The sequence below is a fragment of the Curtobacterium sp. MCSS17_007 genome, from assembly GCF_003234175.2.
GTDB lineage: Bacteria > Actinomycetota > Actinomycetes > Actinomycetales > Microbacteriaceae > Curtobacterium.
In genome coordinates this window covers 2,022,743-2,036,348 of sequence record NZ_CP126257.1, presented here as the reverse complement: position 1 = coordinate 2,036,348, position 13,606 = coordinate 2,022,743, and the positions used below count along the sequence as shown (strand labels likewise).

12 protein-coding genes are annotated in these 13,606 nt (G+C 71.3%); 8 read left to right on the top strand and 4 right to left on the bottom strand.

Translation table 11 applies throughout. The features are described from left to right. Position 1: 1 nt before the first annotated feature. The 5 genes from DEJ22_RS09650 (at position 2) to DEJ22_RS09630 (ending at position 6,357) form a co-directional block, all read left to right on the top strand. The gene (locus tag DEJ22_RS09650) at positions 2–568 is read left to right on the top strand and encodes a YceD family protein (protein WP_111226337.1); all 567 of its coding nucleotides are present in this window, start codon (positions 2–4) and stop codon (positions 566–568) included. A 43-nt stretch (positions 569–611) separates the two neighbouring features. Further along, positions 612–815 carry a 50S ribosomal protein L32 gene (gene rpmF / locus DEJ22_RS09645; protein WP_058728177.1) on the top strand — a complete coding sequence of 68 codons (204 nt, stop codon included), beginning with the start codon at positions 612–614 and terminating at the stop codon, positions 813–815. 13 nt (positions 816–828) lie between these two features. Beyond that, positions 829–1,554, top strand: coding sequence for a ribonuclease III (gene rnc / locus DEJ22_RS09640; RefSeq protein ID WP_258379546.1), 726 nt, complete (start codon positions 829–831; stop codon positions 1,552–1,554). A 4-nt stretch (positions 1,555–1,558) separates the two neighbouring features. After that, entirely contained in the window at positions 1,559–2,536 is a 978-nt protein-coding gene (mutM, locus tag DEJ22_RS09635; RefSeq protein WP_111226336.1) for a bifunctional DNA-formamidopyrimidine glycosylase/DNA-(apurinic or apyrimidinic site) lyase, read from the top strand. Positions 2,537–2,616: 80 nt separating this feature from the next. Next, positions 2,617–6,357 (top strand): chromosome segregation SMC family protein, encoded by a 3,741-nt coding sequence (locus tag DEJ22_RS09630; RefSeq protein WP_111226335.1) that lies wholly within the window; start codon positions 2,617–2,619, stop codon positions 6,355–6,357. A 192-nt stretch (positions 6,358–6,549) separates the two neighbouring features. On the opposite strand, the gene DEJ22_RS09625 is transcribed toward DEJ22_RS09630, so the two are convergent. After that, positions 6,550–7,575, bottom strand: coding sequence for a TerC family protein (locus DEJ22_RS09625; RefSeq protein ID WP_111226334.1), 1,026 nt, complete (start codon positions 7,573–7,575; stop codon positions 6,550–6,552). A gap of 216 nt (positions 7,576–7,791) precedes the next feature. Here DEJ22_RS09625 and ftsY point away from each other — a divergent pair, with 216 nt between their 5' ends. Both ftsY and DEJ22_RS09615 read left to right on the top strand, forming a co-directional pair. Further along, positions 7,792–8,661 (top strand): signal recognition particle-docking protein FtsY, encoded by an 870-nt coding sequence (gene ftsY, locus DEJ22_RS09620; protein ID WP_111226333.1) that lies wholly within the window; start codon positions 7,792–7,794, stop codon positions 8,659–8,661. Between the two features lie 111 nt (positions 8,662–8,772). Further along, a complete protein-coding gene (locus DEJ22_RS09615) occupies positions 8,773–8,931 on the top strand; it encodes a DUF4175 domain-containing protein (protein WP_137767577.1) in 159 nt (52 codons plus the stop codon). A 98-nt stretch (positions 8,932–9,029) separates the two neighbouring features. On the opposite strand, the gene lipA is transcribed toward DEJ22_RS09615, so the two are convergent. Next, positions 9,030–10,013, bottom strand: coding sequence for a lipoyl synthase (gene lipA, locus DEJ22_RS09610; protein WP_111226332.1), 984 nt, complete (start codon positions 10,011–10,013; stop codon positions 9,030–9,032). Further along, on the bottom strand, positions 10,010–10,708 hold the full coding sequence (lipB, locus tag DEJ22_RS09605; RefSeq protein WP_220033743.1) for a lipoyl(octanoyl) transferase LipB: 699 nt from the start codon (positions 10,706–10,708) through the stop codon (positions 10,010–10,012). The genes lipA and lipB overlap by 4 nt, the downstream gene beginning before the upstream one ends. A gap of 86 nt (positions 10,709–10,794) precedes the next feature. On the opposite strand from lipB, the gene ffh reads away from it, so the two are divergent. Then, the gene (ffh, locus tag DEJ22_RS09600; RefSeq protein WP_111226331.1) at positions 10,795–12,348 is read left to right on the top strand and encodes a signal recognition particle protein; all 1,554 of its coding nucleotides are present in this window, start codon (positions 10,795–10,797) and stop codon (positions 12,346–12,348) included. Between the two features lie 72 nt (positions 12,349–12,420). Here the strand turns inward: ffh and DEJ22_RS09595 are convergent, their stop codons facing one another. Beyond that, the gene (locus DEJ22_RS09595) at positions 12,421–13,551 is read right to left on the bottom strand and encodes a glutamate--cysteine ligase (protein WP_111226330.1); all 1,131 of its coding nucleotides are present in this window, start codon (positions 13,549–13,551) and stop codon (positions 12,421–12,423) included. Between the last annotated feature and the right edge of the window lie 55 nt (positions 13,552–13,606).

Sequence of the window (13,606 nt, the reverse complement as noted above, 5' to 3'; positions counted from 1 at the left end):
CGTGAACAGCCCCTACGCCCTGCGCGTGCGCGACCTCGCGCACCGGCCGGGCGAGATGCGCGAGCACTCGCTCGACGTCGAGGTGCCGGACGCGATGGGCGCCGGCGTGATCGCCGTGCGCGAGGGCTCGGTGCTCCACCTGGACGTCAAGCTCGAGGGCCTGCACGAGGGGGTCCTCGTGTCCGGCCACGCGTCGGCAGAGGCGACGGGGGAGTGCTCGCGCTGCCTCATCGACATCAGCGAACCGGTCGAGGTCGACTTCGCCGAGCTGTTCGCGTATGATGCCTCGGAGGATTTCGACTTCTTCGTTCACGATGACCACGTGGATTGTGAACCGGTCGTTCGAGATGCGGTGGTGCTGTCGCTGCCGTTCCAGCCGGTCTGCCGACCGGACTGCCCCGGCCTCGACCCCGTCACGGGCGAGCGGCTGGCCGACCTCGGCGAGGTCGCTCCTCGTGAGGTCCTGGACCCGCGCTGGGCCGCCCTGAGCGGCTTCCAGGGGGCCGGCACCGACACCGACGACAGCACCCCCACCCAGAGCCCCGAGGGCGACGGCCGCACGGCCTGACGCACCTCGACCCTGACCACCGACCAACCGAAAGAGAACCACCATGGCCGTTCCCAAGCGCAAGCAGTCCCGTGCCAACACGCACGCCCGTCGTTCGCAGTGGAAGGCCGCGCCGGTCCAGCTCGTGAAGACGATCGAGAACGGCAAGGTCACCTACAGCCTCCCGCACCGCGCGAAGGTCGTCGAGGACTCGGCCGGCACCGCCCTGTACATGGAGTACAAGGGCCGCAAGGTCGCCGACGTCTGATCGGACACCGCACATGACAGCGACGTCCGGCGCCGCGGGGTCCCGCCCCGTGGGGTCGGACGTCGTTCGTCTGCAGGGCATCCTCGGGGTCGGCCTCGACCCGGAACTGCTCCAGCTCGCCCTGACCCACCGCTCGTACGCGTACGAGCACGGTGGCATCGGGCACAACGAACGCCTCGAGTTCCTCGGGGACTCCATCCTCGGCCAGGCCGTGACCGTGAAGCTCTTCCGGTCCTTCCCCGACCTCGACGAGGGCGAGCTCGCCAAGCGGCGTGCCAGCCTCGTCTCGACGGTCGCCCTGGCCGAGATCGCCCGCATGATCGGGCTCGGCTCCTACCTGCGCCTCGGCAAGGGCGAGGAGCAGACGGGCGGGCGCGACAAGGCGTCCATCCTGGCCGACACGGTCGAGGCCGTCATCGGTGCGACGTACCTGTCCGCCGGGCCGGACGACGCGACCGCACTGGTCCTCCGGCTGGTCGAGCCGCTGCTGGTCGACCCCGACCGCTTCGGCGCCGCGATGGACCCGAAGACGAGCCTGCAGGAGCTGGCCGCGAGCCTGTCGCTCGGCAACCCGGCGTACCGGGTGACCGAGGAGGGCCCGGACCACGACAAGACCTTCCACGCGACGGTCGTGCTCCAGGGCGAGGACGTCGCGACGGGCTCCGGCTCGAGCAAGAAGACCGCCGAGATGGCCGCCGCGCTCGAGGCGTGGACGCGGCTGTCCGGCCGGGCGGCCTGACCGCGTGCCCGAACTCCCCGAGGTCGAGGTCGTCCGTGCCGGCCTCGAACCCGCCGTCACCGGCGCTCGCGTGCTGCACGTCGACGTCGTGGACGACCGGGCGCTGACCCGTCACGACGGCCCCGCGGAGGACTTCGCCGAGCGGTTGACCGGCAGGACGATCGCGGCCGCCGTTCGTCGCGGCAAGTTCATGTGGTTCCCCCTGGTGAGCGACGGCAGCGACGGTGGCGCGCGGCCGGAGGCGCTCGTCGCGCACCTCGGCATGAGCGGCCAGATCCTGCTCGGCCGCGGGCGTGAGGCCGCCAAGCACCGCCGGATCCTCATCGACGTCCAGCCCGGGGGGACCGCCCGCGACGGTTCCCCCGAGGTGCCCGTCGAGTTGGAGTTCGTCGACCAGCGCACCTTCGGCTCCATGGCCATCGACACGATGGTGCCCACGATCGACGGCGCACCGGCCGGCTCCGCCGGGGCGGTCGACAGCCGCGAACCGGATGCGATGTGGCGGCGCGCCATCCCGACGCAGGTGTCGCACATCGCGCGGGACCCGCTCGACCCGGCCTTCGACGACGACCGCTTCGTCGCGATGACGCGCAAGCGCTCCAGTGGCATCAAGCGGGTCCTGCTCGACCAGGGTGTGGTGAGCGGCATCGGCAACATCTACGCCGACGAGTCGCTGTGGGCGGCGAAGCTGCACTTCGACCGACCTGCAGACCGCTTGCCGCGCGCCGACCTGCACCGGCTGCTCGCCGAGGTACGGAGCGTGCTCGGACGCGCGCTCGAGGACGGTGGCACGAGCTTCGACGCCCAGTACGTCAACGTGAACGGGCAGTCCGGGTACTTCTCGCAGCGGCTCGCCGTGTACGGACAGCAGGGGAAGCCCTGCCCGCGCTGCGGCACGACCGTCGTCCGCGAGGCCTTCATGAACCGGTCGAGCCACCGCTGCCCCGTGTGCCAGCCCGCTCCACGCCAGCGCAGGCGTTAGCCTGACGCGCAGCAGGTCGTGTCCGCCGCACGGCCGTGCACGCAGCAGCGCAACCCGCAGCAGACCGCCCGGAGACCCGCATGTACTTGAAGAGCCTCACCATCAAGGGGTTCAAGTCCTTCGCGCAGCCGACGACGTTCGCGTTCGAGCCCGGTGTGACCTGCATCGTCGGTCCGAACGGGTCCGGCAAGTCGAACGTGGTCGACGCTCTCGCCTGGGTCATGGGTGAGCAGGGCGCGAAGACGCTCCGCGGCGGCAAGATGGAGGACGTCATCTTCGCGGGCACCTCGACGCGCGGTCCGCTCGGCCGTGCGCAGGTGCTCCTGACGATCGACAACACCGACGGACTGCTGCCGATCGAGTACTCCGAGGTCACGATCTCCCGCACGCTCTTCCGGAACGGCGGCAGCGAGTACGCCATCAACGGCGAGAACTGCCGACTGCTCGACGTGCAGGAGCTGCTGAGCGACACCGGGCTCGGCCGCGAGATGCACGTCATCGTCGGGCAGGGCCAGCTCGACAAGGTGCTCCACGCCACCCCGGAGGACCGCCGCGGCTTCATCGAGGAGGCAGCCGGGATCCTCAAGCACCGGCGCCGCAAGGAGAAGACCCTGCGGAAGCTCGACGCGATGCAGACCAACCTGACGCGCCTGTCCGACCTGGCGGGGGAGATCCGCCGGCAGCTCAAGCCGCTCGGTCGACAGGCCGAGGTCGCCCGCAAGGCGCAGTCCGTCGCCGCCGTCGCCCGCGACGCCAAGGCACGCATCCTGGCCGACGACGTGGTCCGCCTGCGCCGTGAGCTCCACGAGCACCAGGAGGTCGAGACCGGCCGGAAGTCCGAGCGGATCGTCCTGCAGGAGCGCCTCGACCAGACCCGTGCCCGCCAACAGCAGGTCGAGCAGAGCATGGTCGGGGACGACGTCGACCGGGCCCGGACGGTGGTGCACCGGCTCGAGAGCGTGCAGGAACGGCTCCGCGGGCTCTCCAACCTGGCGAACCAGCGTCTGATGTTCCTGGCGCAGCAGGCCGACGCCCCGCAGCAGGGGCCGACGATCACGCCCGAGCGGGTGCAGGGCGTCCGGACGGAGGCCGAGCGGCTCGAGGCCCGGGCCGCCGAGATGGCCGCTGGTTCCGGTGCCGCGGCCGACGCGGTGCAGCAGGCTCGTGGCCGCCTCGACGCGCTCGACGAGCAGATCGCCGCGCAGGCCGCGCTCGTTGCGCAGCACGACCTCGAGGCACAGCGGCTCGGCAGCGCCGTGGACGTCGCCCGGTCCCGACGTGGGTCGGTCGTCGCCGACCGCGACCGCCGCGCCCGCGCGCTGGCGGAGGCCGAGGAGCGCGCGGCCCGCGCCGCGTCGGCGTTGAGCGACATCGGTGTCGACCCGGGCGAGGGGGTCGACGAGGACGCCCTCGCAGCCGCGCACGACGAGGCCCGACAGCAGCTGGAGCGGGCGCAGTCCGTCCGCGACGCCCTGCGCGACGAACTGCACGCCCTCGAGCGCGAGCGGGACGCCCTCGACGCCCGTGTCGCCGCCCTCGGCATGTCGATCGACGTCCGCGACGGCTCGCAGGCCGTGATCGACGCGCACCGCGACGGGGTGCTCGGTCGACTCGCCGACGCCCTGACCGTCGAGCCGGGTTTCGAGGCCTCGATCGCCACGGCGCTCGACGGGCTCGCCGACGCGGTCCTCGCGGTGGACCGCGACACCGCGCTCGCCACCGTCGCGCACGCCCGGGACGCCGACCTGGGCCGCGTGGACGTGGTCGTCGCCGACGCGGTCGTCGACGGCACGGTCCTGCCCTCGGCCCTGCCCACCGGTGTCCGTCCGGCCCTCGAGCTGGTCCAGGGGCCGCCCGCGCTCACCGCCGTGCTCGGCAGCACGGTGGTCGCCGTGGACGACGACGTCGACCTGGAGGCGGTGCTCGCCGCCGCCCCGCTGGCGACGGTCGTGACGCGGGCGGGCGACCTGGTGCGCGCCGTCCGTGTGACGGGCGGCGGCGCCCGGACCGTGTCCCGCATCGAGCTCGTCGCGGAGCGCGACGACGCGCAGACCCGGCGGGACGCGGTCGCGGCGGACGCTGCGGACGCGGCCACGGGCCTCCAGGCGGCACGCACCGCGGTGGACGACGCCCGCCGCGCCGCGGACGACGCGGACCGGGTGCTGCGGGCGCACACGGCGGCCGTCGCGGAGTACGACCGGTCGACTGCCGCGGCGCGGGCGAAGGCGGAGAACGCCGCGGCCGAGGTCGAGCGGCTCCGCGCTGCGCTCGGCGAGACGGACGGCGGCGTCGAGGCGGCCGACCGCGCCCTCGCCGAGGCGGAGGACGCCCTGCGGGTGTTCCGCGGGCGACCGCGCCCCGTGGTGGACGCGTCCGGCCGGCCCGCGCTGCAGGAGGCGCTCGAGGCGGCGCGTGCCGCGGAGATCGAGCAGCGCGTCCAGGTCGAGACGGTCCGCGAGCGGGCCCGGTCGGAACGGAACCGGGCAGCGGGGCTGCAGCGACAGCTCGAGGCGGAGCGGGCTGCGGCCGAGGAGGCGGCGCGTCTCGCGGTGGTCCGGCGCGGGCAGATCGTGGTTGCCGAGGGCGTGCTCGCCGACCTGCCCGGTGTGCTCGGTGCGGTGGACCGCTCGCTCGCCGAGGCCCGGGTGCGCCTCGCGACCGAGGAGGCCGAGCGCACCAAGCGCAACACCGAGCTGCAGGTGATCCGGAACGAGGAGCGCGAGCTCCGCGACCGACTGCAGACCATCACCGACGGCGTGCACTCGCTCGAGATGGAGATCTACGAGAAGAAGCTGCACGTGTCCGGCGTGCTCGACCGCGCGCAGAGCGAGTTGGGGCTGAACGAGGCCGTGCTCGTCGCGGAGTACGGACCGCACGTGCCCGTGCCCGTCGACGTGCTCGTCGACCCGCGGGTGCTCGCACGGCGGCACCGGGAGGCCGAGCGGGTGAGGGTGGCGGCCGACGCCGCAGCGGCACCTCCCGCAGACGGCGCTCACGTCGACGACACCGCCACCGTGGAGGACGATGCCGCCGCGGACCTGCCCGAGCTCGTCGACGCGGAGTCGACGCTGCCCGGCGGTCCCGCGCTGCCCGAGTTCGACGCCACCGACGAGGTGGACCCGGCCGACGTCGAGACCGTCCCGTACGTCCGCGCCGAGCAGGAGCAGCGCCTGGCTGCAGCGGAGCGCGACCTCGGCCGGCTCGGCAAGGTGAACCCGCTCGCGCTCGAGGAGTTCCAGGCGCTCGAGCAGCGGCACGCGTTCCTCGCCGAGCAGCTCGACGACCTGCAGAAGACCCGCGCGGACCTGCTCACGATCATCGAGGAGCTCGACACGAAGATGCAGACGATCTTCGAGTCGGCGTTCCACGACACGCGTGAGGCGTTCGACGTCATCTTCCCGATCCTGTTCCCGGGCGGGACGGGATCGATCACGCTGACGAACCCGGACGACCTGCTCGCGACCGGCATCGACGTGCAGGTGAAGCCTGCGGGCAAGAAGATCGACCGGCTGACACTGCTGTCCGGCGGGGAGCGGTCGCTCGCGGCCGTGGCGCTCCTCGTCGCGATCTTCACGGCCCGGCCGTCGCCGTTCTACATCATGGACGAGGTCGAGGCGGCGCTCGACGACGCCAACCTCGGGCGGCTGCTCACCGTGTTCGAGCGGCTGCGGGAGTCGTCGCAGCTCATCGTCATCACCCACCAGAAGCGCACGATGGAGATCGCGGACGCGCTGTACGGCGTCTCGATGCGGCAGGACGGCGTCTCCGCCGTCGTCGGCCAGCGCGTGCAGCGGCGCGAGCCGGCCGACGCGGTCGCGTAGCGCCGCGCTGCGCAGGACGCGCCCCGCGAGGGGTGCGCCACAGCGACAGTGCGCGACCGCGGAGCACGCGACCAGTGTCGCTCCGGCGCACCGCTCGGCGCTCGCACGGCGGGCGGCGCGGAACCGCACCACTGACGGACGGGAGGCGCGGTGCCAGCTGGCACCGCGCCTCCCGTCGCCGGACCCTCGCGACTACTTCGCGTCGGCCTCCACCGGCTCCTTCGGCTGGCCCGTCGGGGTGAGCCCGCGCTCCTGGCGCTTCTTCGACACGACGAGCGAGGCGACCGTGGCCACCGCGATCGTCAGTGCGATGAAGCTCAGCGAGAACCAGATCGGGATCTCCGGGGCCCACTCGATGTGCTCACCGCCGTTGATGAACGGCAGCTCGTTGACGTGCATCGCGTGGAAGACGAGCTTCACGCCGATGAAGGCGAGGATGACCGCCAGGCCCTGACCGAGGTAGATGAGGCGCTCGAGCAGCCCGGCGATGAGGAAGTACAGCTGGCGCAGGCCCAGGAGCGAGAACGCGTTCGCGGTGAACACGATGAACGCGTCCTGCGTCAGACCGAAGATCGCCGGGATCGAGTCGAGGGCGAACAGCACGTCGGTGAGGCCGATCGCGACCATGACGAGCAGCATCGGGGTGAACAGGCGCTTGCCGTCGACGCGCGCCGTGAGCTTGTCGCCGTGGTAGTCGTCGGTCGTCGGGATGACCCGGCGCAGGGCGCGGATGAGCTTCGAGTCGCCCTCGGTCTCGTCGTGGCCGCCGCCCTTCGCCTGGGACCAGGCGAGCCAGAACAGCAGTGCACCGAACAGGTAGAAGACCCACGAGAAGTTCTCGATGATCGTGACGCCGAGTGCGATGAACACGCCTCGGGCGACGAGGGCGATCGCGACGCCGACCAGCAGGACCTTCTGCTGGTACTCCTTCGGCACCGCGAAGCTCGACATGATGATGAGGAAGACGAACAGGTTGTCGACGGACAACGCCTTCTCGGTCAACCAGCCGGCGAAGTACTCACCGCCGGCCTGTCCACCACCGAAGACCAGGATGCCGACACCGAACAGGATCGCGAGGCCGACGTAGAACGCCGACCAGAACGCGGACTCCTTGATGTGCGGGACGTGCGGCGTGCGCACGTGGGAGTAGAAGTCGAACACCAGCAGCGCGAGGATGCCCGCGATGGTGATGAGCCAGACGGAGAGGGGGACGTCCACCGGATTCCTTCAGGATTCGGGGCGCTCCGCGGTGTGCGGGTACGCCGATGCCTGAAGGTCTCCTCCGCCGTGTCGACCTGGTGGTCCGACACGACCGGCGTCCCGGGTCTGGATCGTCCCAGACCGTACTGACGGGTGCGCCGCGCGGGAGTACTCCCCTTCAGGACACGAGGATACCGGGCACGGCGCTCACTCGCCGCGCCCTAAGCTGGGAGCATGGCGAGTTCCTGGTCACTGTCCACCCGTCTCCGCGGCCTGTTCCAGCGGAAGACCATCGACGAGACCACGTGGGACGACCTCGAGACCGCGTTGATCGGTGCGGATTTCGGCCCCGACATCGCGGACGAGATCATCGAGGACCTGCACGCCCGGGTCGACCGCTACGGCACGACCGACCCGGCCGACCTGCAGCGCATGCTCCGCGAGGTCCTCGAGGAGCGCCTGTCGAAGCTCGACACGACGCTCAAGCTCAGCAACCGTCCGGCGGTCGTGCTCGTCGTCGGCGTGAACGGCGTCGGCAAGACCACGACGATCGGCAAGTTCGCCAAGTTCCTCAAGACGTACGACCGCACGGTGGTCGTCGGCGCGGCCGACACCTTCCGTGCGGCGGCGGTCGAGCAGGTCGCCACGTGGGCGCAGCGAGCGGGGGTCGAGGTCGTGCGTCCGGCACAGCCCGGCCAGGACCCGGCCTCGGTCGCCTACCAGACCGTCGAGAAGGCCATGCGCGACGGCACCGAGATCGTCGTGATCGACACCGCCGGCCGGCTGCACACCAAGGCCGGGCTCATGGACGAGCTGTCCAAGATCAAGCGCGTGGTCGAGAAGCAGACCGAGATCGCCGAGGTGCTGCTCGTCCTCGACGCCACGACCGGGCAGAACGGCCTCGCCCAGGCGCAGGCGTTCATCGAGGGCGCAGGGGTGACCGGACTCGTCATCACCAAGCTCGACGGGTCGGCGAAGGCCGGGTTCGTCCTCAGCGTGCAGGAGAAGACCGGGATCCCGATCAAGCTCATCGGCCAGGGCGAGGGCATCAACGACCTGACGGGCTTCACACCGCACGTGTTCGTGCAGAACCTGGTCGGCTAGGCACCGAGCAGGGTCCGGTCGGGGCGCAGCGCACACGATCGCGGCTCGACGAGTAGCGTCTCCGTCGGCCCGGGCGTCCGCTCGGTCTCGTTCCAGGGATTGGAGACCCTCATGCCCGCACTGCTGATCATCGCGATCATCGTCGGCCTCGTCCTGCTCTTCAGCGGCATCTTCGTCGGTGCCCTGAAGTTCCTGCTCTGGGTGGGCATCGTGCTCATCCTGCTGGCGGTCATCGGCTGGCTCCTCCGGAGCATCCGCGGTCGCGCGTAGCGACGGCCGGTCACGCACGATGTGACCGCGCGATGACGGGAGGCCCGGTACCAGTCGGTACCGGGCCTCCCGTCCGTCCGTCGGTCGCTGGACCGGCGCTACACGGCCTGGCGACCCGGGGTCGCCTCGAGCAGGTGGGACAGGTGCGGCGGCACCGTGCCGCCGCGGGCGACCGTCGCACGCGCCCAGAGCCGTCCGGCCCGGTACGACGAGCGCACCAGTGGACCGGCGAGCACGCCGGAGAAGCCGATGTCCTCAGCGATCTCGCGCAGGTCGACGAACTCCTCCGGCTTCACCCAGCGCGCCACGGGCAGGTGCCGGGGGGACGGGCGGAGGTACTGCGTCAGCGTGATGATGTCGGTTCCCGCCTCGTACAGCTGCTCGAGCGCGTCGACGACCTCGTGCCGCTCCTCGCCCATGCCGAGGATGAGGTTCGACTTCGTCACGAGCCCCGCGTCCCGACCCTGCGTGATGACGTCGAGCGAGCGCTCGAAGCGGAACGCCGGACGGATGCGCTTGAAGATCCGCGGGACCGTCTCGACGTTGTGCGCGAACACCTCGGGCCGGGCGTCGAAGACCTGCCCGAGCTGGTCCGGACGGCCGGTGAAGTCCGGCACGAGGATCTCCACCCCGGTGCCGGGGGAGTGCGCGTGGATCGCCCGGATCGTCTCGGCGTAGAGCCAGGCGCCACCGTCGTCGAGGTCGTCCCGGGCGACGCCGGTCACCGTCGCGTACTTCAGGCCCATCGACACGACGGAGTCCGCCACGCGCCGGGGTTCGCCGCGGTCGAGCGGGCTCGGCTTGCCGGTGTCGATCTGGCAGAAGTCGCAGCGCCGGGTGCACTGCGAGCCGCCGATCAGGAAGGTGGCCTCGCGGTCCTCCCAGCACTCGAAGATGTTCGGGCAGCCTGCCTCCTGGCAGACGGTGTGCAGCTGCTTGTCCCGGACCAGGCCGGAGAGCTCGCGGAACTCCGGCCCCTGCGTGGCTCGGGTCTTGATCCACGCCGGCTTCGTCTCGATGGGTGTGGCGGCGTTCCGGGCCTCGACGCGGAGCATGCGGCGGCCGTCGGGGGCGAGGGTCATGCGGCGACCTCCTGTCGCGTGGTGCTGGTGTGGCTGATCCGTCGTCCGGCGTGCATGCCGTCGACGGCCTGCTGGATGCGCGGTCCGACGAGGGCGGCGACCTCGTCGACGGTGACGGGTCGCCCCGCCGCGCGGCTCAGGGTGGTGACGCCCGCGTCGGCGATGCCGCACGGCACGATCGCGCCGAAGGGGGCGAGGTCGTTGTCGCAGTTGATCGCGATGCCGTGGCTCGAGACGTGCTCCGCGACGTGCAGGCCGATCGCACCGACCTTGTCGAGCGGGCCGCCGCCGGCTCCGGGGACCCAGACGCCGCTGCGCCCGGCGACCCGTTCCGCCGAGACCCCCACCGCGGCCGCCGCGTCGAGGACGACCTGCTCGAGGTCACGGACCCACGCGACGACGTCGAGGGGCTCGGACAGCCGGACGATCGGGTAGGCGACGAGCTGCCCCGGCCCGTGCCAGGTGATCCGCCCGCCCCGGTCGACCTCGACCACCGGGGACCCGTCGGTCGGCAGGTCGGCGGGCTCGGTCCGGCGCCCGGCCGTGTAGACGCTCGGGTGCTCGCAGAGCACGACGACACCGGGGGAGCGGCCGGCGACGACGTCGACGTGGTACGCCCGCTGGACGGCGAGGCCCTCCTCGTAGTCGAGGAGCCCGGGCCAGCGGATGATCTCGAGCTGGGGCACGTCGAGCACGCTACCCTGGTTCTTGGACGCAGTCCAACAACGTCGTTGCTCACCGTCGAGGGTGGTCGGAGGCGGCCCTGTAGAATCGTCGGACCATGGCACAATTCGGCTCACTCTCCGATCGGCTGACCGAGACCTTCCGCAACCTGCGGAGCAAGGGTCGTCTGTCCCCGTCCGACGTCGACGGCACCGTCCGCGAGATCCGCCGGGCCCTGCTCGACGCGGACGTCGCGCTCGAGGTCGTCAAGGCGTTCACCGCCTCGGTGCGGGAGCGCGCGCTCTCGGACGAGGTCAACAAGGCGCTCAACCCGGCGCAGCAGGTCGTCCAGATCGTCAACGAGGAACTCGTCGGCATCCTCGGCGGGCAGCAGCGACGGCTCGAGTTCGCGAAGCGCCCGCCGACGGTGATCATGCTCGCCGGTCTCCAGGGCGCCGGCAAGACCACGCTCGCGGGCAAGCTCGGCAAGTGGCTCAAGAAGGACGGCCACACGCCGATGCTCGTCGCGGCGGACCTCCAGCGTCCGAACGCCGTGCAGCAGCTCCAGGTCGTGGGTGAGCAGGCCGGCGTGCACGTGTTCGCGCCGGAGCCCGGCAACGGTGTCGGTGACCCGGTCAAGGTCGCGAAGAACGCGATCAAGGCCGCGGTCGACCAGCAGTACGACACCGTCATCGTGGACACCGCCGGTCGTCTCGGTGTCGACGCCGAGCTCATGAAGCAGGCTGCGAACATCCGCAAGGCGGTCGACCCGGACGAGGTCCTGTTCGTCATCGACGCGATGATCGGACAAGACGCCGTCGCCACCGCGCGTGCCTTCCAGGAGGGCGTCGACTTCACCGGTGTCGTCCTGTCGAAGCTCGACGGTGACGCCCGCGGTGGTGCGGCACTGTCGGTCGCCAGCGTGACCGGTCGGCCGATCATGTTCGCCTCCACGGGTGAGGGCCTCGACGACTTCGAGCCGTTCCACCCGGACCGCATGGCGAGCCGCATCCTCGACCTCGGTGACATCCTGTCGCTCATCGAGCAGGCGCAGCAGGCGTTCGACGAGGACGAGGCGCGCAAGGTCGCCGAGAAGATCGCGACCGACTCGTTCACGCTGAACGACTTCCTCGCGCAGATGCAGCAGCTCCGCAAGGCAGGCTCGATCAAGGGCATGCTCGGCATGCTCCCGGGTGCCAAGGGCATGCGCGAGGCGCTCGACAACTTCGACGAGAGCGAGATCGTCCGCACCGAGGCGATCATCCAGTCGATGACGAAGCAGGAGCGCGAGCTCCCGAAGCTCCTCAACGGCTCGCGCCGTCTCCGCATCGCGAAGGGCTCCGGCACCACCGTGACCGAGGTCAACGCGCTCGTGAACCGCTTCGAGCAGGCCGCGAAGATGATGAAGACGGTCGCGCGCGGTGGCGTCCCGCAGATGCCCGGCATGGGTCCGATCCCTGGCATGCACGGCGGCAAGAAGAAGCAGCAGCAGGGCGGCGCCAAGAAGAAGAAGGTCGGCAACCCCGCCAAGCGCGCGGCGCTCGCGTCGGGCGCCGCGGCGCAGCCGCAGCAGGCGCCCACCGGTTCCGGCCTCGGGCTCGGCGGTCCGAAGGGCGGCAAGGCGCCGACCGAGGAAGAGTTGGCCAGCCTGCAGAAGTTCCTGGGTCGCTAGTCGCGACCGGACGACGGACGGGAGGCCCGGTGCCAGCTGGCACCGGGCCTCCCGTCCGTCCGTGGGTCGCGGCTAGAGCGACTCGCGCAGCTCCGTGACCAGGTGGCGGACCACCGCGCGGAGGTCCCCGCCGTTCTCCTGCGCCACCCGCAGCTGCCGCTGGTAGGACGCACCCTCGGCGATCATCGTGTCGAGGTGGTGCAGCTCCTGCTGGCAGCCGAGTCGCTCGGCGATCGGGTCCAGACGCTCGACCAGGTCGTGCACCTCGTCGGTGACCAGGCGCTCGTCGCCGGCGGCGTTCGTGATGATCTCCGCCTCCATGCCGTAGCGCGCCGCACGCCACTTGTTCTCGCGGATGAACCACGGCTGCATCGACGGCAGCGTCTCCCCGCGGTCGAGTCGGTCCGACAGCGCCGTGACCAGGCACTGGACGAACGCGGTCACGGCGCCGACCTCGTGCAGCGTCGAGATGCCGTCGGAGACGCGGTTCTCGAGCGTGCCCCAGCCCGGCGAGGGGCGGATGTCCCACCGGAGGTCCTTGAACCCGTCGATCACACCGGTCTTCGTCAGGTCGTCGACGACGGTCTCGAAGCCGGTCCAGTCGTCGATGCCCGGGGGCAGTCCGCCGGTCGGGAGCTGCTGGAACATGAGGGCGCGGTTCGACGCGTAGCCGGTGTCGGTCCCGCCCCAGAACGGGCTCGACGCGGTGAACGCCTGCAGGTGCGGGACGTAGGCGAGCATCGCGTTCATGATCGGCACCGCCTTGTCGCGGTGGTCGATCCCCACGTGCACGTGGACGCCCCAGATGAGCATCTGACGACCCCACCACCGCGTCCGGTCGATCAGCGTCGTGTAGTGCTCGCTGTCCGACGTGATCTCCTGCTGGTCCCACTGCGCGAACGGGTGCGTCCCGGAGCACATCACCTGCGCGTCGAGCGGCTCGGCGGCGTCGATGACCTCACCGATGATGCCCGCGAGCTCGCTCGTCGCCCCGCTCACGGTCTCGTGCACACCCGTGACCACCTCGACGGTGTTCGTCAGGAGCTCCTCGGTGACCCGGTCGGGGTCGCCGAGGCGTTCCTGCACGGCGGCGAGCACGGCAGGGGCACGGGGCGCGAGGTCGCCGGTGCCGCGGTCGACCAGCGGGAGCTCCCACTCGACGCCGAGGGTCGACGGGCGGGACTCGGTGAAGCGGATGTCCATGGGGCCATCCTGCCCGTCGGGTTGGAGGGTCGGCACAAGGAGTTCGGTCCGGGCG